Raw genomic sequence first — 19,211 nt, 5'->3', positions numbered from 1 at the left:
ACGAGGGGAATGGCCGTGGCGTCGTCCGACCTGTCCCTGCCCGGGAAGCCGGAGTGGGTCTTCGACCGTGAGGCCGAGTGGGACGCGCTCGTCGCGTTCGCGCGGGACACCGCGCCCGGTGCCCGCCTCGGCGTGGTGACCGGGCGGCTGCGGCAGGGCAAGACGTTCCTCCTGGAGACCCTGACCGCCGTCACGGGCGGCTTCTACTTCGGGGCCCAGCAGGTGGCCGAGGCCGAGTCGCTGACCCGGCTCGGCGAGGCCCTCGCCCGGTACACGGGCACCCCCGTCCCCTTCCACCGGCACGGCTGGGAGGAGGTGGTCGAGGCGCTGCTGGCCCTCGGCGACGAGCGGCCGGTGCCGGTCGTCCTCGACGAGTTCCCGCACCTGGTGCGGCAGAGCCCGGCGCTGCCCTCCGTCCTGCACAACGCCTGCCGGCGGCGGCGCCAGGCGGGGCGGCCCGGTCAGGCGCGCCTGCTGCTGAGCGGCAGTTCCCTGCCGCTGATGCACCGGCTGTTCGGGCCGGCCTCACCGCTGCGCGAACTGGCCGGACCGTCCCTCACGGTCGGTCCGCTGGACTTCCGGCAGGCCGCGCGGTTCTGGGGCATCGACGACCCCCGCCTCGCACTGCTGGTCCACGCCGTCGTCGGCGGGACCCCCGCCTACCGGCACGACTACGTCGAGGACGACGTCCCGGCCGGCCCGGACGACTTCGACGACTGGGTGTGCAGGACCGTGCTGAACCGCCGCCGACGGCTGTACCAGGAGGCGCACCACCTGCTCCAGGAGGAGACCGACCACTGGGATCGCGCGCTGTCCCACTCCGCGCTCTCCGCCGTCGCCACGGGCTGCGCCACCCAGGGGCAGGTCGCCGACTGCCTCGGCACCCCGCTCACCGACACGGCACGCTGTCTTACGCTGCTGCGGGAGAACGGCCTGCTGGAGAGCGAGCCCGACGCCTTCCGGCCGCACGTGGCCCGGCTGCGCGTCGCGGAGCCGCTGCTGGCCTTCGAGCACGCGGCCGTGCACGCCCACCGGCCGACGCTGGAGCAGCGGGACCCCGCCGAGGTGTGGAAGCACGCCCGCCCGGTCTTCGACTCCGTGGTGATGCCGGTCCACTTCGCGCAGGTCTGCCGGGAGTGGGCCCGCGACTTCGCGGACCCGGCCGTCTTCGGCGCGCGGCCCGTCACGGCCGCCCGGGGCACGCTGCCCGACCCGGCGCACCCCGGCGGCGCGGAGACGGCGGCGGACGTGGTGGTGCGCGGGCCGGGCGACGCCCGTGCCGGGGTGCTGCTGTCGGTGGGGCTGGCGCGCTGGGACGAGGTGATGGACGTACCCCATCTGGAGCATCTGCGCGGCCTGCTGGCCCGGCTCGCCGACCTCGGCGAGGACGTCGGCCACGCCCGGCCCGCGTGTTACGGCGCGGCCGGCTTCAGCGACGCGCTGCGCGCCGCGGAGGCCGCGGGAGAGGTGGTGCTGGTCGGTCTCGACCGGTTGTACGGGCGGGGGTAGCCAGGGGTGGGGTCGCCCGGGGGCGAGGGCGGCGGCCCGGCGCCGAGGACGCCCCGGGGCCGAGGACAGCCTGGAGGCGAGGGTGGCCCGGGGCCGAGGGTGGCCCGGCCGGTGGCCAGGGAAGCCGAGCGGTTCGGGAGCGAGGGCGGCCCAGAAGCGAGGGTGACACGGCCGACGGCCCGACCGACGGGGGTCCGCGGCCGGGACCCGCGGGCGCCTGCGTCCGGGTCAGCCGGAACCCGAACGCGGCCGTCGGGGGTGGTGACCGCGCGGCCCGCCGGTCGTGGGGGCGGTGTACCGGTCGGGGTCGGCGTCGAACACGGCGGCGCAGTGCGCGGAGCAGAAGTGGTAGGTGCCACTGCCGGTCTGCCGCTGCTCGGCGGCGCTCGCCCGCTCCACCCGCATCCCGCACACCGGGTCCGTTACCGCGTCCCCGTCGCCCGACGGAGCGCCTGCCAGGCCGGGGCCCGCCGGGGCGCGGCCGGCGGCGGACTCGACGCGGGGGCGGGTGCGGTCCGGCCGGGTGTCGGGCAGCGGCTGGGGGTGCCAACGGCGCAGCCGGGAGGCGTTGGTGACGACCGACAGGGAGCTGAGCGCCATGGCCGCGGCGGCGATGACGGGGCTGAGGCGGATGCCCCACAGCGGGTAGAGCACGCCGGCGGCCAGGGGGACGCCGACGGCGTTGTAGACCAGGGCGAAGAACAGGTTCTGCCGGATGTTGCGCAGGGTGGCCCGCGACAGCCGGATCGCCGTGACGACCCCGCCGAGCGAGCCGGAGACGAGGGTGATGTCGGCGGCCTCGATGGCCACGTCCGTGCCGGTGCCGATGGCCAGGCCGACATCGGCCGCGGCGAGCGCGGGGGCGTCGTTGATGCCGTCGCCGACCATGCCGACCGTGCGGCCCTCGCCCTGCAGCCGCCGTACCTCGTCGGCCTTGTGCTCGGGGAGCACCTCGGCGAGCACCCGGGCGACGCCGACCTGCGCGGCGATCGCCCCGGCGGTGCGGGCGTTGTCACCGGTCAGCATGACGACCTCGATGCCCAGGCGTCGCAGGGCCGCGACGGCGGCGGCGGAGTCGTCCTTGACGGTGTCGGCGACGGCGAGCACACCGGCGGGCCGTCCGTCGACCGCGACGAGGACGGGGGTCTTGCCCTCGGCGGAGAGGGCGGCCGAGACCGGGGTGAGCGCGGTGGTGTCGATGCCGACGTCGCCCAGCAGCCGGGCGGTGCCGACCAGGACGGCGCGGCCGTCGACGGTGGCCTGGACGCCCTTGCCGGTGACCGAGTCGAAGCCCGTCGCCGCGGACGGCCGAAGGCCGCGGTCACGGACACCGGTGACGACGGCCCGCGCGAGCGGGTGCTCGCTGTCGGCCTCGACCCCCGCGACCAGCCGCAGGAGCAGGGTCTCGTCGAATCCGTCGACGGGGCGGACGTCGGTCAGGACGGGCTTTCCCTCGGTGACGGTGCCGGTCTTGTCCAGCACGACGGTGTCCAGCTTGTGCGCGGTCTCCAGCGCCTCGGCGGAGCGGATCAGGATGCCGGCCCGGGCGCCCTTGCCGGTGCCGACCATCACCGACAGCGGGGTGGCCAGCCCGAGCGCGCACGGGCAGGCGATGATCAGCACCGCGACCGCGGAGACCAGCGCCAGGGTCAGCTCCGGGGGCGGGCCCAGGGTGAACCAGACCGCGAAGGTGGCCACGGCGACGGCGATGACCGCGGGCACGAAGAACGCGGACACGGCGTCGGCGAGTCGCTGGATGGGGGCCTTCGACGCCTGGGCCTGCTGCACCAGGCGGATGATCTGGGCGAGCATCGTGTCGGCGCCGACCTTCGCCGCGCGCACGCGCAGCGATCCGGTCCCGTTGACGGTGGCGCCGATGACCGTGTCCCCGGCGCGCTTCGTGACCGGCATCGGCTCGCCGGTGACCATGGACTCGTCCACGGCGGAGGAGCCGGAGCGGACCTCGGCGTCGACGGGGATCTTCTCCCCCGGCCGGATGACGAGTTCGTCGCCGACCACCACGTCCTCGACCGGGATCTCGGTCTCGGTCCCGTCCCGTACGACACGGGCGGTGCGGGCCTGCAGGCCCAGCAGGGCACGGATGGCCTCGCCGGTGCCGGCCTTCGCCCGTGCCTCCAGCAGCCGCCCGAGCAGGATCAGGGTCAGGATGACGCCGACGGCCTCGAAGTAGACCTCGCGCACGTTCTCGGGCAGCAGCCCGGGGGCGAGGGTGACCAGCAGGCTGTATCCGTAGGCGGCGCTCGTGCCCAGGGTGATGAGGGAGTTCATGTCGGCCGCGCGGTGGCGCAGGGTCAGCCAGCCGGTCAGGTGGACCGGCCATCCGGTGTAGAACATCACCGGGGTGATCAGGGCCAGTTGGAGCCAGTGGTTCAGCATCCAGGAGGGCACCCAGGACGCACCGAACACTTCGTGCGCCATCACCGCGAACAGCACCGGGGCGGTGAGCACGGCGCCCAGCAGCACCCTGCGGGTGAGGTCCTTGATCTCCGCCTGCCGCTCGGCGGCGTCCGCGGCCTCCGCCTCGGCCGCCGTCCGTTCCGCGCCGGCGGGCGGTCCGCCGGGGGCGGCGGCGGGAGGTGCGGCCGTACCGCCGTGGCCGTCGGGCGCGGGCGGTGCGCCGCCCTCGGCCGGTTCGACCAGCAGCGTGCCGTGAATCATGTTCATGCCGCAGGCGAAGGGGAAGGTGCCCGGCCGGTCGGGGTTCAGCCGTACGGTGGTGCGGGTGCGGGCGGGCAGGCCCGCGCCGACCCCCAGGTCGGGGAAGACCACCCGGGAGGTGCACTCTCCGGCCTCCTGCCGGTCGAAGACCAGCTCCACGGGAATGCCCTCGCGCACCTTGATCAGGTCGGGGCTGTAGCCGCCCCGGACCGTCACCTCCACCCGCTGCACCCCGCCCTCCAGCCGGGCGGCACCGGCCCGGCGCGGGCCGAAGAAGTAGCGGCCCAGCGCGGCGATCAGCGCGGCCGCGACCAGAACGACGACGATGTCGAGGGCACCCATGGGCAGCTCGCCTCCCGAACCGGTTCGCTCTCCAGCCTGCGCCCGGCCGCCCCTGCCTGCCATAGGACGAACGGCCCCCGCGGTCCCGTTACCGGTCCGGGTCCGGCATGGGCACCGGACCGCGAGCCGCGGGACGACGACCGGGCGCCCCGGCTCACTTCAGGACGACGGAGTGCGTCCCGCGGGGCACGAGTTCGCCGACCACGGGCGCTCCGGGCACCTCCCCCGCCACCAGCAGGCCGCCCGAGGTCTGGGCGTCGGCCAGAAGCAGCCGGGTGTCGGCGTCGGTGCCGCCGAAGTCCGTGAAGGGGGCGACCCAGTCCAGGTTGCGCCGGGTGCCGCCACTGACGTAGCCCTCGCGTACGGCCTCCCGGGCGCCGTCCAGCAGGGGCACGGCGGCGGTGTCGACGACGGCGGTCACGCCGGACGCCCGGGCCAGCTTGTGCAGATGGCCGAGGAAGCCGAAGCCGGTGACGTCGGTGGCGCAGCGGACACCGGCGTCCAGGGCGGCCGCGGCCGCGTCCCGGTTGAGCGCCACCATGGTGGCGACCGCCTGCTCGAAGCGCTCGCCGGTGGCCTTGTGCCGGTTGTTCAGCACGCCGAGGCCGAGCGGCTTGGTCAGCGAAAGCGGCACACCGGGACGTCCGGCGTCGTTGCGCAGCAGTCGCTGCGGATCCGCCAGTCCGGTCACGGCCATGCCGTACTTGGGCTCCGGGTCGTCCACGCTGTGCCCGCCACCGACGTGGCAGCCGGCCTCGGTGGCGATGTCCAGCCCGCCGCGCAGCACCTCGCGCGCCAGGTCGAAGGGCAGCACCCCGCGCGGCCAGGCCAGCAGGTTGACCGCGAGCACCGGGCTGCCGCCCATCGCGTAGACGTCGGACAGGGCGTTGGCGGCGGCGATGCGCCCCCAGTCGTAGGGGTCGTCCACGACCGGGGTGAAGAAGTCGGCGGTGGACACCATCGCCCGGGCGGGGCCGGGGCCCTGGCCGGGCAGCGCGACGACGGCCGCGTCGTCGCCGGTCGCCAGCCCGACCAGGAGCGGGGTGTCGCCCGTGACGGGCGCGGACGCCGCGAGGGAGCCGAGGACGTCCTCCAGCTCGCCGGGCGGGATCTTGCAGGCGCACCCGCCGCCGTGGGCGAACTGGGTGAGCCTTACGGGTGTTTCGGGGACCGTCGTCATGCCGCGTCTCCAGCGGTCGGGGTTTGCGGGTTCTTCGGGCCGGGGGCGTGCCGGGTGGCCGGGCCGGTGTGCGGTGGCGGCCGCCGGCTCCGGTAGCCTGGCCGGGCGGTGGAGGCGTGTGGGTGCCTGGTGGCCCTCCCGGTCTTCAAAACCGAGGTGTCCGAGGATCTCGGGCAGGCGGGTTCGATTCCCGTCCGCCTCCGCTCTCCGCGCCGCTCCGGCATCGCCGGTGCCGGTCGTCGACGCGTTCCGTGAGGCCCCGGGCGTCGAGCAGTTCCAGCAGTGGCACCGCCACCCTCCGCGTGGTGTCCAGCGCCCGGCGCGCCTCGCTCAGCGTGAACGGCTGGGGCAGCCCGCGCAGGACGGCGGCGGCCCGGGCGTCCGCGCCGGGGAGCAGCACGATGCCGTCGGTGACCCGCAGCAGCGCGCCCGCGGCGACCGCGGCGGCCAGCGCCCTGCGGGTGAGCCCCAGTTCGGTGAGGCGGTCGGCCTCGGGCGCGCGGAAGGGCGCCCGCTCCAGGTCCCGGCGCACGGCCTCGACGGCGGCCCGCAGCGGCGGCGGCAGCGTGGGCCGCGCGCCCGCGGGCCCGTGCAGCCGGCCCTGGCGGCACGTCAGGCGCGGATCGCCCGGCGTCGCGGCGAGCGCGTCCACCAGGGCCCGGTCGGGCAGGCCGAGCAGGCGGCGGGCCGCCTCGGTCGGCAGCCCGGGTTCGAGGGGGTGGCCCTTCGCGTACCGCTCCACCTCGGCGGCCAGCCGGGCGCGCAGCCCGGTCCAGTGGCCCTCGTCGGCCAGCCAGTCCCCGGCCCCGGGCGCGGCGGGCGGCGCAACGCCCATGGCGAGCAGCTCCGAGCGCCGCACCAGCCTGCGGCGCCGCAGCTCCGCGGGCCCGTCGGGCGCTCCGGTCATCTCGGCGAGTTCGTCGGCCCGGGCCCGTCCGGCGCCGCGCCGGGTCAGCCGCGGCGGGCGCACGTCGAGCACCGTCACGCCGCAGGGCGTCCGTCCGCCGCCCGGTTCGCGCAGCACCGCCTGGTCCCCCACGCGTAGGGGAAGGGCCCGGTCCAGGGTCAGCCGGGCGGTGTCCTTGCCCAGCGGTCTGACGGTCACCGGGACCGCGGCCGTGCCGATGTGCAGGGTGGCGCGGCGGGGCAGTTCGTCGACGGGCTCGCCGGTGACCCGGACGTCGGCCACGGTGGTGGGCAGCCAGCGGCCGGGGGTCAGCAGAACCTGTCCGCGCCGCAGGGCGCCGTCCACCGCGCCGTGCACGTTGACCGCCACGCGCGCGACGCCGCTGACGGCGGGGCGTTCCTCGTGCGCCGCCTGAAGCCCGCGCACCCGCAGCTCGGCCGAGCCGTCCCCGGTGACCAGCCGGTCGCCCACGCTCAGGGTGCCCGCGCCGAGCGTGCCGGTCACCACGGTGCCGTGGCCGCGCACGGTGAAGGCCCGGTCCAGCCACAGCCGCACGTCCGCGTCGGCGGGCGGGACCGGCAGCGCTCGGGCCAACCGGCCGAGCAGCGCCCGCAGTTCGTCCAGTCCGGCGCCGGTCACCGCGCTCACCGCGACGGACGGCACGGCGCCGAGCGAGGTCGCGGCCATGCGCTCCACGGCATCGGCGCGGACGGGTTCGGGGTCGGCGAGGTCGCTGCGGGTCACCGCGAGGACCGCGTGCCGCACGCCGAGCGCGTCGAGGATCGCCAGGTGCTCCTGCGACTGCTGCTGCCAGCCCTGGTCCGCGGCGACGACGAACAGCACGGCGGGTACGGGCCCGACCCCGGCCAGCATGGTCGCGACGAACTTCTCGTGGCCGGGTACGTCCACGAAGGCCAGGTGCTCGCCGTCCGGGTGTTCCGCGTCGGGGTCGAGCCGGGTCCACACGAAGCCGAGGTCGAGGGTGAGCCCTCTGCGCCGCTCCTCCTCGTAGCGGTCGGGTTCCATCCCGGTCAGCGCCCGCACCAGGGCGGACTTGCCGTGGTCGACGTGTCCGGCGGTGGCCAGCACCCGCATGGCGGCTACCTCCCCGCGACCCGGCGTACGGCCGTGGCTAGCCGTTCGTCGTCCTCGGGCGGCACGGTCCGCAGGTCGAGCAGGCAGCGCCCGGCCTCCAGCCGTCCGACGACCGGGTCGGCTCCGGTGCGCAGCGGGGCGGCGTACGCCTCGGGCAGGGACAGCGCGGCGCTGGGCAGGGTCACGCCGGGTGCGCCGCCTCCGCCCACCGTCGCGGCGCTGTCGACGGCCCGTGCGTCGACGCCGTCGGCGGCCAGCGCGGCGGCGAGCCGGTCCGCCCGCTGCCCGAGCCGGCCGGGGTCGGCGGCCAGGGCGGTGGCGGTCGGGGAGGGCGGGCCGGTCAGGGTCGCCTCGAGGGCCGCCAGCGTCAGCTTGTCCACGCGCAGGGCACGGGCCAGGGGGTGCCGCGCCAGCGTCCGCACGATGTCCTCGGCGCCGAGCAGCAGTCCGCACTGGGGTCCGCCGAGCAGCTTGTCGCCGCTGGCGGTGACGAGACTGGCGCCGGACCGCAACTGGGTCTGCGCGTCGGGCTCGTCCGGGAGCAGCGGATGGGGGGCGAGCAGTCCGGAGCCGATGTCGACGACGACCGGCACGCCCAGCCCCGCCAGCTCGCGGGCCTCGGCGGCGCGGGTGAAGCCGGTGACACGGAAGTTGGAGGGGTGCACCTTCAGCACGAACGCCGTCTGCGGGCCGATGGCGGCGGCGTAGTCGGCGGCCGTGGTGCGGTTGGTGGTGCCGACCTCGCGGAGCCGCGCCCCGGTGGACACCAGCAGGTCCGGCAGCCGGAAGCCGTCCCCGATCTCCACCATCTCGCCGCGGCTGATGACGATCTCCCGGCCGGCGGCCAGCGCGGTGGCGGCCAGGAGCAGCGCGGCGGCGCCGTTGTTGACGACGTGCGCGGCTGCCGCCGCGGGCACCCGGTCGCACAGGGCGCGCAGGGCGCTGCGCCCGCGCCGGGCCCGCACTCCGGTCACCAGGTCCAGCTCGACGTCCGTGGGCCCGGCGGCGTCCTGGACCGCCTGCCGGGCCGCCGCCGACAGCGGCGCCCGGCCGAGGTTGGTGTGCAGCACCACCCCGGTGGCGTTGAGTACCGGCCGCAGTCCGCCGGACGTGGCGGGCAGCAGGGCGACCGCGGTGTCGGCGACGTCCTCCGGCGGGACGGCGCCGTCGCGTGCCCGCTCCTGGGCCCGCCGGACCGCCGTCTTGACCGTGTCCTGGCCCAGCCGGGCCGCCGCCGCGGCGAGCCGCGGATCGGCGAGGACGGCGTCGGTGCGGGGAATCCGCCGCCGCGCGTCGGCGGGACCCGCGTCCCGTCCGCCGCCACCGGTCGCGGCCGTCCCGACGGTCCCGGTCCGCTCCGGTGTGACCCGCTGTTCCACGAAGTGTCTCCCTCCGGGCCGGCCTCCCGGCGTGTGCGGACCGCTGTCCGGAACGTCCCGAGGGCGGCCCCATCGTCTCCCAGTGCCCACGGACGGCACCGCGACACGCCTGATCACCGCGGAGATCACCCCTTCCCGCGGGCGGTGCCGGAAGGGTTCTGCGGCCTCGAAGATCAACTTATAGTGGGCGCCGCCACGGAGCCGCCTACCGGGCGGACATCCTCCGTGCTCACAAAGGAGACTTGTGCGAAGACGCGCCATACTCGCCGCGCTCGCCGTCACCGCGCTGGCCGGGATCACCGTTCCGGCCGCCTACGCGGACGACGGGACCGGTGACATCCAGATCGACAACGTGGTCGTCAACGGCGGCAAGAGCATCGTCGTCGGCACCACCGACCACACGGTCACGGTGTCCGTGACGGCGAGCGACCCCTCCGGCATCTGGGACGCCGACTTCTCCCTGTGGCGGGGCCCGGACGGGAGCGACCCCTACTTCGACGCCACCGACAGCATCGCCACGGACCAGGACACCACCCCGGCGGACTGCGTGGCCGCGAGCGCCACGACGTCCACCTGCTCGAAGACGTTCACCTTCGAGCCCGACTGGTGGCAGACCAACGCCGACGCGGGCACGTGGAAGGTCGAGGTGCAGGCGTCGGCCAACGACGGCAGCTGGACCGACCGCTGGGCCTACGGCACCACGCGGCTGCAGCGCCTGTCGAAGCTGACGGTGAACGCGAGCCCGGAGCCGGTCGCCAAGGGCCAGACCCTCTCGGTCACGGGCAAGCTGTCCCGGGCCAACTGGGACAGCCTCGACTACCGGGGCTACGCCGACCAGCCGGTCAAGCTCCAGTTCCGCAAGGCCGGCAGCACCACCTACTCCACCGTCAAGACCGTGTACACCTCGAGCACCGGCGGGCTGAGCACCACGGCCACCGCGGCCGAGGACGGCTACTGGCGCTGGTACTTCACCGGCACCTCGACCACCCCCGCCGTCAAGGCGAGCGGCGACTACGTCGACGTGCAGTGACACCGTGCGGCCGGCTCACCCCCGTCGGGGCCGGGCCGGCCGCCACGGCTCACGGCCGCGACTGACGGTGGTTCAGTCGGTTCCGGGCGGTACGGGGGTGGCCTGGTGGTAGTACATACGCCAGCCGTCCGCCCCGTCGCTCCTGCGCCAGAGCGAGCTGCGGCGGGCGCGCCGGCCGCCGGCCACGGTCTCGTAGGTCAGGTGCACCAGCCCGGGGGCCAGCACGACTCCCGTGATGTCCGACGGCTCGTAGCGGGGGCCGTGCGCGGCGCCGCCCCCGAGGTCCGGGAGCGCGGCGAGCATCTCCTCGCGGGTCCACCGTCGGCCCGAGGCGCCGACCTCGACGAACCCGGGGTCCAGCAGCCGGTCGGCCAGCGGCCGTGAGGCACGCACCTCCGGGTCCATCAGGCGCAGTTCGCCGGCGACGGCCCCGGCCACCTCGTCCTCGTCCGTTTCTCGACTCATACGATCATCCTCGGCCAGGGCACCGGGCCCCTCGCAACCGGGTTTCCCCGTCGCTCACCCACGGCCCCACCGGTGGCACGGGCCCCCACCGCGTCACCCGGCACGCGGCACGCGGCACGGGGCCCACCGGGTCACCCGGCACGCCGGAACACCGCGGCGGGGCCGACGGCGCCGGGCCCGAACCTGTCCCGGATCCGGTCCATGGCCTCCTCCGCGACCAGACGGGCCTCGCGTGCGCCGTCCAGGCTGATCTGCTCGGCCACCCTGTCGGCGTCGAGGAGGTCCTCGGCCCTCAGGGCCATGCCGGTCAGACGGCCGCGCTGGAGTCCGGCGGCGTCCATCAGCCGGTACGCCAGGGTGCGCAGGTCCTCGTCGTGCGCGGAGGGCTCCGGCAGACGGCGGGTGGTGTCCCACGCCGTGCCGCCGGCGAAGCGCAGCACCAGGGTCAGCGCCCGGGCGGCCTGGTGGCGCCCGCGCAGCAGGCGTCCGAGCCGGACGACCAGGTCCAGCAGGGCGGCCCGCACCTCGGCGCCCTCCAGGGCGTGACGGGGGAAGGCGCAGCGCACGGAGGCCGAGGCGGGCAGCGCCCGGGGGACGACCGCGCGCGGGTCGACACCGCGGGCCCGTTCGGCGGCCGACCGCCCGGCCCTGCCCCCGAGCAGCCGCTGCACCGTGGCGGGCGGGGTGGCGGCGAGCAGGCCCACGGTGTGGATGCCGTAGTCGCGCAGGGCCTCCGCCTGCCGCGGGCCGATGCCGTGGAGGGCCTCGACCGGCAGCGGCCCGAGCCACCGCGTGACCTGGCCGGGGTCGACGGCGAGGACGCCGCCCGGGGCGTCCACCTGGGCGGACGCGGTGGCCGCCACCGTGATCGAGGGGCCGATCCCGACCCTGACGTCGACGCCGAGCCGGGAGATCGTCCGCACCCGCAGCACCTCGCCCAGCCGGCGCGCGTCCATGCCGTGGTAGCGCAGGGCCCCCTTCAGCTCCACCAGGGCCGCGGCCGGGGGCAGGGCCTGCACCACCGGCGACAGCTCCGCCAGCTGCTCCAGTACCTGCCGGTAGGTCTCCTCCGGCAGACGGTCGGGGCAGCGCACATGCATCACCGTCGCCACCTCGGGCCCCCTCGCGTTCGCCGTCATGTCTCTCACCTCGCACGACCCACACTATCGAACGAAAATTCGAACACGCGAGGGCGGCGCGAGGCATCTCCGGCGGCCACCCACTTGGCCAGTCGCCGCCCGGGGATCCATCCGGTCAGTCGCCGCCCGGTGGCCGCCCACCCGGTCGGTCGCCGCCCGGCGGGCGCGTCCGCGCCGCCCCCTCGCGGTCCGACGACGGCCAGACGTACGGCAGGTCGTCGGGCACCCCGGGAAAGAGCGCGGCGTAGACGTCCGGGTCCTTGCGCACCAGTGCCGACCGGTGGCTGCGGTGCACGGCCTCGTCGCCGAGCCAAGGAGGCAGTTCCCCGGCGGCCGCCAGGTCGCGCTGGTCGCGCACCGGAGCCCCGGGACGGACCGCGGCGAGGTCGGCGACGAGGGTGGCCGCGCAGCTGTCCTGGTGGCCCCGCTCCCGCCAGACCCGGCAGACCTCAAGGCCGTAGCGGACCAGCGCCTCCTCGTACCCGGCCCACATGCGCACGGCCGGATGCCGGCGCCATCCGTGGCCGGGGACCGTCAGGCCGCGCAGCACCTGCACGGCCTCGACCCGCTGTTTGCCCAGGCGGCGGCGGTCGAGCACCCGCGCGGACGCGGCGAAGTCGGCGTACGGCAGGAACGTCTGCATGAGGCCGTCCGGAGCGTGCGAAGGGGCCGGGCCGAATCGGACCGGCCCGGTCAGTCTTCCGGCTTCCGGCCCGCCCGGCGTCCGCCCTTCACCTGACCGGCCCAACCGCACTGGGCCGCAGGGGGCGAAGCCGCGTCAGCGGTGTGACGGTGGTGGAAGTGATGGTGCAAGTGCGAATCCGAGGAGGCGTGATGCCGGAGGCCGTGGTCGAAGGTGGCGTTCCGTGCGCCGCCCCCGTGGACGGCGAAGCCGGGTCCACGAGCCGTGGCGGGCATCCCTTCGCACGGTTGAGCGCGGTCGCCGACGCCGTCCTGTACGAGGGCTACCTGCTCTACCCGTACCGCCGCTCGTCGCCCAAGAACCGGGTGCGCTGGCAGTTCGGCGTCCTGCTGCCCCCCGACTGGGTCGAACGCGACGGACCGGTCGTGCCCGGCGTGTCCGGCTCCGCCGACTCCTGGTACCAGCAGACCGAGTGCGTGCTGCGCGCACGGGGCGCCGACGCCGTCCTACGGGTGCGGGTGCGCTACCTGCAGATGCAGCACAAGCAGGTGGAGGAGGCCACCGGCGACGGCGGTCACCGTCCTGTGGAGTCGCTGCGGACGGCCGACGGCACCGCGCATCTGACCTTCGAAGAGGCGGTGCCGCGGGAGACGGACCTCGTCGTCCCGCTGGCCGACCTGCTGCGGGGCGGGTTCACCGCCTCGGTGGGCGCGCCGGCCGGCGAGGAGACCGAGCCGCTGCCGGCGGGCGCGGGGCGTGTGGTGCGGCGGCGCCGGGAGGTCCGGGCGAGCGCCACGGTCGCCGCCGAGCGGCTGGCGGAGGACGTGTACCGGCTCCGGGTGCGCACCGAGCACACCGGGCGGGCGGCTGATCCCCGGGCCGCGCGGGACGAGGTGCTGCGCGACGCCCTGATCGCCACGCACACCCTCGTCGGCGGCGAGGGGCTGGAGTTCGCCTCGCTCATCGACCCGCCCGCCGCCCTGGGCGACCACGTCCGCGACTGCCGCAACGCGTTCACGTTTCCCGTCCTCGGCGGCGGCTCCCCGGAAGACCTCGCGTCCGGTGCCCCCGGCGGCGCACCGCGGGACGGTGACACCGGGCCCGCCCTGCTCTCCGCCCCGATCATCCTTCCCGACCACCCGCAGGTGGCGCCGGAGAGCCCGGGCGATCTGCACGACGCCGGGGAGATCGACGAGATCCTGACGCTGCGCACCATGCTCCTGACCGACGAGGAGAAGCGCGAGGCACGCGCCACCGACCCACGGGCGGCCGAGATCCTGGACCGCGTCGACTCCATGCCCCGGGAGGTCTTCGCCCGGCTGCACGGCGCCATCCGCTCCCTTTCCCCGGCCGATCCCGCGGCACCCGGGACGCCCACGGCCCCGGGCCCCGGCGCCGGGCGCGCCGCCTGGTGGCAGGAGGGCGCCGACGACGGCCTGTCCCCCGCCACCGACACGGTGCCCGTCGACGGTGTGCCCGTGGGGCGCGGCAGCCGCGTGCGGCTGTGCCCGCGGGGCCGGGGCGCCGACGCGCAGGACATGTTCCTGCTCGGGCGGACCGCCCAGGTCGCCGCCGTCTTCCACGACGTGGACGGCAGCACGCACCTCGCGGTCACCCTCGACGACGACCCCGCCGCCGAACTCAACGGCTGGTACGGCCGCTTCCACTACTTCCGGCCCGACGAACTCGAGCCGCTCACGCACACCCCGGACGAGCCGCCCGCGGCGGCTCCCGCCGCACCTGTGACGGCGGCACCCGACCGACTCCGAGACCCCCTGATGGGGAGGCCGAACACATGACCACGCACAGCGGCACCACCGACGTCAGCCGAGAACCCAGCCGGGCCGAGGAGCGGAAGGGCTTCGACGAGATCACCATCCTGTGGATCTCCGAAGGGATGAGCTGCGACGGCGACACCGTCTCGCTGACGGCCGCCGACCAGCCCTCCCTGGAGGACCTGGTTCTCGGCCTGATCCCCGGCCTGCCCAAGGTGAACCTGGTCAACAAGGTGCTCTCGCCGAGTCTGGGCGGCGAGGACTTCCTCGCCCCCTACCGGGCGGCGGCCCGCGGCGACCTGGCCCCCTTCATCCTCGTCATCGAGGGGTCGATCCCGAACCAGAAGATCATCAAGGGCGACGGCTACTGGACGTCCTTCGGCAACGACCCGGACACCGGCGAGCCGCAGACCCTGAACTGGTGGATCGACCAACTGGCGCCCAGGGCCTGGGCGGTGGTGGCCGCCGGAACCTGCGCCGCCTACGGCGGCATCCACGCGATGGCCGGCAACCCCACCGGCTGCATGGGCCTCGCGGACTACCTGGGCTGGGACTACAAGTCGCAGGGCGGCCTGCCGGTCGTCAACGTGCCCGGCTGCCCGATCCAGCCCGAGAACTTCATGGAGACGCTGATCTGGACGCTGTACCACGCGGCCGGCTCGGCTCCCCCGCCGCCGCTGGACCACATGCTGCGCCCGCAGTGGCTGTTCGGGAAGACGGTGCACGAGGGCTGCGACCGGGGCTCGTACTACGAGCAGGCCACCTTCGCCAGGGACTACAACTCCCCCAAGTGCCTGGTGAAGACGGGCTGCTGGGGCCCGGTCGTCAACTGCAACGTGCCCAAGCGCGGCTGGATGGCCGGCATCGGCGGCTGCCCGAACGTCGGCGGCATCTGCATCGGCTGCACCATGCCCGGCTTCCCCGACGCGTTCATGCCGTTCATGGACGAGCCTCCCGGCGGCACGCTGTCGTCGCTCGCCATCAAGCCGTACGGCGCCGTCATCCGCCGACTGCGCGGGCTGACCAACGAGATGGTGAACCACGAGCCCAGGTGGCGCCACAACAAGCGCAAGCTGACCAGCGGTTACGACCCGCACTGGCGCCCCTGATGCCGCGCGGACCGCACACCCACCCAGAACCAAGGAACACGGACAGCGAGGGGCAGTAACGCAGATGACCACTACCGAGGCCCGGCCCACGGGGCGCAAGCCCGCACAGATCGTGGACATGTCCTGGGATCCGATCACCCGGATCATCGGCAACCTGGGCATCTACACGAAGATCGACTTCGCCAACCAGGAAGTCGTGGAGTGCCACAGCACCTCGTCGCTGTTCCGCGGCTACTCGGTGTTCATGAAGGGGAAGGACCCGCGCGACGCCGGGTTCATCACCTCGCGCATCTGCGGCATCTGCGGCGACAACCACACCACGTGCTCCGACTACGCCCAGCAGATGGCCTACGGCGTCAAGCCGCCGCGGCTGGCCGAGCACATCGTCAACCTCGGCGAGGCCGCCGAGTACATGTTCGACCACACGATCTTCCAGGACAACCTGGTGTTCGTGGACTTCTGCGAGGCGATGGTCAAGGCCACCAACCCCGGTGTGCTCGCCCGCGCCGAGCGCACCGCCGCGCCCCGGGGCGACGTCCACGGCTACCGGACCGTCGCCGACATCATGAAGGCGTTCAACCCCTTCGAGGGCGAGGTCTACAAGGAGGCCCTGAAGGTCAGCCGGGTCACCCGGGAGATGTTCTGCCTGATGGAGGGGCGGCACGTCCACCCCTCCACGCTGTACCCGGGCGGTGTCGGCACGATGCCGACGCCGAGCACCTTCACCGACTACCTGAGCCGGCTGATGCGCGTCATCGACTTCGTGAAGAAGGCGGTGGCGATGAACGACGACGTCTTCGACTTCTTCTACGAGGCGCTGCCCGGCTACGAGGAGGTCGGCAAGCGCCGTATCCTGCTGGGCTGCTGGGGCGCCTTCCAGAACCCCGACGTCGTCGACTACCGCTACGAGACGATGAACACCTGGGGCAAGGCGATGTACGTCACCCCCGGCATCGTCGTCGACGGCGAGCTCGTCACCAACAACCTGGTCGACATCAACCTGGGCCTGCGCATCATGCTCGGCAGCTCCTTCTACGAGGACTGGGTCAACGAGCAGCCGTTCGTCACCCACGACCCGCTCGGCAACCCCGTCGACATGCGGCACCCGTGGAACCAGACCACGCTGCCGGTGCCGCAGAAGCGCGAGTTCGAGGGCAAGTACAGCTGGGTGATGAGCCCGCGCTGGTATCACCCGGAGACGGGGCAGCACCTGGCCCTGGACACCGGCGGCGGCCCGCTCGCACGGCTGTGGTCGACCGCGCTGAGCGGCCTGGTGGACACCCCCTACGTCAAGGCGACCGGCAACAGCGTGCGCATCTCCCTGCCCAAGGGCGAGACGCTGCCGGAGACCACGCTGGAGTGGCGGATCCCGCAGTGGAGCAACACCATCGAACGGGACCGCGCCCGGCCGTACTTCGTCGCCTACGCGGCCGCCATGGCACTGCAGTTCCTGGAGGAGGCCATGGGGCTGATCCGGGCCGGCGACACCAAGGTGTTCGAGAACTTCGAAGTGCCGGACGAGGCGATCGGCTGCGGCTTCCACGAGGCGGTGCGCGGCGTCCTCTCCCACCACCTGGTGATCAAGGACAAGAAGATCGCGAACTACCACCCGTACCCGCCCACCCCGTGGAACGCCAGCCCCCGCGACATCTACGGCACTCCCGGACCGTACGAGGACGCCGTGCAGGGCCAGCCCATCTTCGAGGAGAACGGGCCGGACGACTTCAAGGGCGTCGACATCATGCGCACGGTGCGCAGCTTCGACCCCTGTCTGCCGTGCGGGGTGCACATGTACATGGGCAAGGGCAAGACGCTGACCACCGTGCACTCGCCGACGTACGGGGCCGACCATGGCTGAGGCGGGGCAGGACTCCCCCACCGGACGGCTCGCCGACCCGGCTGTCGAGTCACGGCTCGCCCGGCTCGACGAGTTGCTGGCGGGGCTGGAGTCCGCGCCCGGCCCGACGGCGCGCGGTGCGATCGAGGCCGTACGGTTGCTCACCGAGGTCTACGGCGAGGCGCTGGCCCGCGTGCTGGACCATGCGGACGGGCGGATGGCCGGCCGTCTGGCCGAGGACGAGCTGCTGGGGCATCTGCTGGTGCTGCACGGGATCCACCCCGAGTCGGCCGAGCACCGCGCCGCCCGCGCGGTGGAACGGCTGCGGCCCGCCGTCCGCGAACGCGGCGGCGACCTGGAGTGGGCCGGCGTGGAGGACGGGGCGGACGGCCGGGTCGGCCGGGTGCGTCTGACCACCGGCGGCGGATGCGGTTCCGGCTGCGGCGGCGGGACGGACGACGTCGCCGACGCGGTCCGCGCGGCGGTGCTCGCGGCCGCCCCGGAGCTGACGGCGGTGGAGCCGGTGCCGGGCGGGAACGAGCGGCGCCCGGCGCCCGCGTTCGTCCCACTGGACGCGCTGGCGCTCCGGGCCGCGCCGCGGGTGCGGGAGGCCGGGTGAGCATGGACGGAGCACTGGCCCGCGTCATCCGCTCAGCGGGCGACCTGGCGGCGGAGCGGGCCGAGGTGTGCGACCTGTGCGCGGCCCCGGTGGCCGACGAGCATCCCCACCTGTACGACACCGGCCAGGACGAGGTGCGCTGCGTCTGCGGCCCCTGCTCGGTGCTGTTCGCCGGGGACGGGGCGGGCGACGGGCACTTCCGCCTGGTGCCCCGGCGCCGGATCCGGCTGCCGCACCTGGACACCGGGCCGCTGGGCGTGCCGGTCGGCCTGGTCTTCTTCGTGCCGCGCGCCGACGGCACGGTCACCGCCCAGGGCCCGAGCCCGGCGGGGGCCATGCGGTGGGAGGTGGAGGCGGCCGCCTGGCAGCGGATGGCCGCCCTGTGTCCGCAGCTCGCCTCCGTGGAACCCGAGGTGGAGGCGCTGCTGGTGAACACCGTGCACGGTCTCGACCACCACTGGATCGTGCCGATCGACGACTGCTTCCGGATGGTGGCCGTGGTCCGCCGGGAGTGGCGGGGCCTGTCCGGCGGCGGGCGGGTGTGGCCCGCCGTCGAGCGGTTCTTCGCGGACCTCACCGAGCGTTCGTGAGCACGTGCTCCGCCGGACCGCCCCCGAGGACGGGACCGGCGGAGGCGAGGAAGGAGAGCACCCATGGGCAGCATCCGAGTGGGCCGGCCCCAGGCCCGGCCCGACATGCCCACGCATGTGCCCGGTATGCACCAGGGCAACACCGGGCCCTACGAGGAGCAGACCGGGCACCACAAGGACGGCACCGCCGACGCGCGCCGCTCCACCGGGATCCACTGGAAGCGGCATGACACGCTCCTGAAGGTCATGCCGAACATCTCACCTGGATGACAGACAGCAGGGAGTGGCCGTGATGAAGCTCCAACGAGCGAGAACGAGGCGCGCGGCGGGCGCGGGCAGGGGTGCCGGCGGAACGGCGCGGCGCCTGCTGGCGGCCCAGGCCGCTCTGACGGGCGGACTGGCGCTGGCGCTGTTCGCCTGGTTGTTCCCCAGCCTGAAGCGCGAGGTGCGGATCTGGCGCATGACCGGTGGCTTCCGCGCGGGCCACCGGTATCCGTGAGCCGGTCGTGCACGAGTTGTCGATCGCGACCGCGATCGTGGAACAGGCCGGTGACCTCGCCCGCGCGGACGGGACGGACGCCGTCGCGGCGGTCACCGTCCGGGTGGGCGAGCTGGCAGGTGTCGTGCCCGACGCGCTGACCTTCGCCTTCGAGGTGGCGCGCGACGGGACCGCGCTCGCCGCGGCCCGGCTCGTCGTCGAGCAGGTTCCCGCGCACGCCTACTGCGCCCCGTGCGCAGAGGAGTTCCCGGTGGGCATGCCCCCGTTCTTCTGGTGTCCGCGCTGCGACCGCCCGTCGCAGGAGCTGCGCAGGGGGCGGGAGCTGGAGATCACCGGGATCGAGCCGGTCCCGGCCTGACGGGCCGGGCGACAGGACGACCCCGCCGGAGCCCAGGGCTCCGGCGGGGTCGTCGC

General features: G+C 74.7%; 16 protein-coding genes, 1 tRNA gene and 1 pseudogene. 11 read left to right on the top strand and 7 right to left on the bottom strand.

Going from position 1 to position 19,211, the window contains the following annotated elements; genetic code table 11:
* Nucleotides 1–15: 15 nt before the first annotated feature.
* Nucleotides 16–1,509, top strand: coding sequence for an ATP-binding protein (locus ACIQ9G_RS07600; RefSeq protein ID WP_403607391.1), 1,494 nt, complete (start codon nt 16–18; stop codon nt 1,507–1,509).
* Nucleotides 1,510–1,737: 228 nt separating this feature from the next.
* Here the strand turns inward: ACIQ9G_RS07600 and ACIQ9G_RS07595 are convergent, their stop codons facing one another.
* Entirely contained in the window at nt 1,738–4,530 is a 2,793-nt protein-coding gene (locus tag ACIQ9G_RS07595; protein ID WP_403607390.1) for a heavy metal translocating P-type ATPase, read from the bottom strand.
* Nucleotides 4,531–4,684: 154 nt separating this feature from the next.
* A complete protein-coding gene (selD, locus tag ACIQ9G_RS07590) occupies nt 4,685–5,710 on the bottom strand; it encodes a selenide, water dikinase SelD (protein WP_403607389.1) in 1,026 nt (341 codons plus the stop codon).
* 110 nt (nt 5,711–5,820) lie between these two features.
* Here selD and ACIQ9G_RS07585 point away from each other — a divergent pair.
* Nucleotides 5,821–5,913: transfer RNA gene (locus ACIQ9G_RS07585), tRNA-Sec, on the top strand.
* A gap of 83 nt (nt 5,914–5,996) precedes the next feature.
* On the opposite strand, the pseudogene ACIQ9G_RS07580 reads toward ACIQ9G_RS07585, so the two are convergent.
* Nucleotides 5,997–7,712: pseudogene (locus ACIQ9G_RS07580) on the bottom strand (GTP-binding protein); the annotation flags it as partial.
* Nucleotides 7,713–7,717: 5 nt separating this feature from the next.
* Nucleotides 7,718–9,091, bottom strand: a complete 1,374-nt coding sequence (gene selA / locus ACIQ9G_RS07575; protein ID WP_403607388.1) for an L-seryl-tRNA(Sec) selenium transferase — start codon at nt 9,089–9,091, stop codon at nt 7,718–7,720.
* 244 nt (nt 9,092–9,335) lie between these two features.
* Here selA and ACIQ9G_RS07570 point away from each other — a divergent pair, with 244 nt between their 5' ends.
* Complete coding sequence (locus ACIQ9G_RS07570) at nt 9,336–10,121, top strand: calcium-binding protein (RefSeq protein ID WP_403607387.1); 786 nt, start codon at nt 9,336–9,338, stop codon at nt 10,119–10,121.
* A gap of 72 nt (nt 10,122–10,193) precedes the next feature.
* Here ACIQ9G_RS07570 and ACIQ9G_RS07565 read toward each other — a convergent pair whose 3' ends face one another.
* The 3 genes from ACIQ9G_RS07565 to ACIQ9G_RS07555 form a co-directional block, all read right to left on the bottom strand.
* A complete protein-coding gene (locus ACIQ9G_RS07565) occupies nt 10,194–10,586 on the bottom strand; it encodes a DUF4440 domain-containing protein (RefSeq protein WP_403607386.1) in 393 nt (130 codons plus the stop codon).
* A gap of 131 nt (nt 10,587–10,717) precedes the next feature.
* Entirely contained in the window at nt 10,718–11,725 is a 1,008-nt protein-coding gene (locus ACIQ9G_RS07560; protein ID WP_403607385.1) for a hypothetical protein, read from the bottom strand.
* A gap of 115 nt (nt 11,726–11,840) precedes the next feature.
* On the bottom strand, nt 11,841–12,368 hold the full coding sequence (locus tag ACIQ9G_RS07555) for an MSMEG_6728 family protein (RefSeq protein ID WP_403607384.1): 528 nt from the start codon (nt 12,366–12,368) through the stop codon (nt 11,841–11,843).
* A 191-nt stretch (nt 12,369–12,559) separates the two neighbouring features.
* Here ACIQ9G_RS07555 and ACIQ9G_RS07550 point away from each other — a divergent pair, with 191 nt between their 5' ends.
* The 8 genes from ACIQ9G_RS07550 to hypA all read left to right on the top strand — a co-directional run bounded on the left by ACIQ9G_RS07550 (nt 12,560) and on the right by hypA (nt 19,155).
* Nucleotides 12,560–14,167 (top strand): hypothetical protein, encoded by a 1,608-nt coding sequence (locus tag ACIQ9G_RS07550; protein ID WP_403607383.1) that lies wholly within the window; start codon nt 12,560–12,562, stop codon nt 14,165–14,167.
* Nucleotides 14,164–15,252, top strand: coding sequence for a hydrogenase expression protein HypE (locus ACIQ9G_RS07545; RefSeq protein WP_403607382.1), 1,089 nt, complete (start codon nt 14,164–14,166; stop codon nt 15,250–15,252). The genes ACIQ9G_RS07550 and ACIQ9G_RS07545 overlap by 4 nt, the downstream gene beginning before the upstream one ends.
* 64 nt (nt 15,253–15,316) lie before the next feature.
* Complete coding sequence (locus ACIQ9G_RS07540; RefSeq protein ID WP_403607381.1) at nt 15,317–17,110, top strand: nickel-dependent hydrogenase large subunit; 1,794 nt, start codon at nt 15,317–15,319, stop codon at nt 17,108–17,110.
* The gene (locus ACIQ9G_RS07535) at nt 17,103–17,708 is read left to right on the top strand and encodes a NifU family protein (RefSeq protein WP_403607380.1); all 606 of its coding nucleotides are present in this window, start codon (nt 17,103–17,105) and stop codon (nt 17,706–17,708) included. The genes ACIQ9G_RS07540 and ACIQ9G_RS07535 overlap by 8 nt, the downstream gene beginning before the upstream one ends.
* Nucleotides 17,705–18,298, top strand: a complete 594-nt coding sequence (locus ACIQ9G_RS07530) for a DUF5947 family protein (RefSeq protein ID WP_403607379.1) — start codon at nt 17,705–17,707, stop codon at nt 18,296–18,298. The genes ACIQ9G_RS07535 and ACIQ9G_RS07530 overlap by 4 nt, the downstream gene beginning before the upstream one ends.
* Nucleotides 18,299–18,361: 63 nt before the next feature.
* Nucleotides 18,362–18,568, top strand: a complete 207-nt coding sequence (locus ACIQ9G_RS07525) for a hypothetical protein (RefSeq protein WP_392191852.1) — start codon at nt 18,362–18,364, stop codon at nt 18,566–18,568.
* A gap of 22 nt (nt 18,569–18,590) precedes the next feature.
* Nucleotides 18,591–18,797, top strand: coding sequence for a hypothetical protein (locus ACIQ9G_RS07520; protein ID WP_403607378.1), 207 nt, complete (start codon nt 18,591–18,593; stop codon nt 18,795–18,797).
* A gap of 7 nt (nt 18,798–18,804) precedes the next feature.
* Nucleotides 18,805–19,155, top strand: a complete 351-nt coding sequence (gene hypA / locus ACIQ9G_RS07515; RefSeq protein WP_356190867.1) for a hydrogenase maturation nickel metallochaperone HypA — start codon at nt 18,805–18,807, stop codon at nt 19,153–19,155.
* The last annotated feature ends 56 nt before the right edge of the window (nt 19,156–19,211 follow it).

It is taken from the genome of Streptomyces sp. NPDC096152 (assembly GCF_044763235.1).
In the GTDB taxonomy this organism is placed as follows: domain Bacteria; phylum Actinomycetota; class Actinomycetes; order Streptomycetales; family Streptomycetaceae; genus Streptomyces.
Note: the sequence above shows the minus strand (reverse complement) of the source record. Positions and strands in the feature narration are given on the sequence as shown.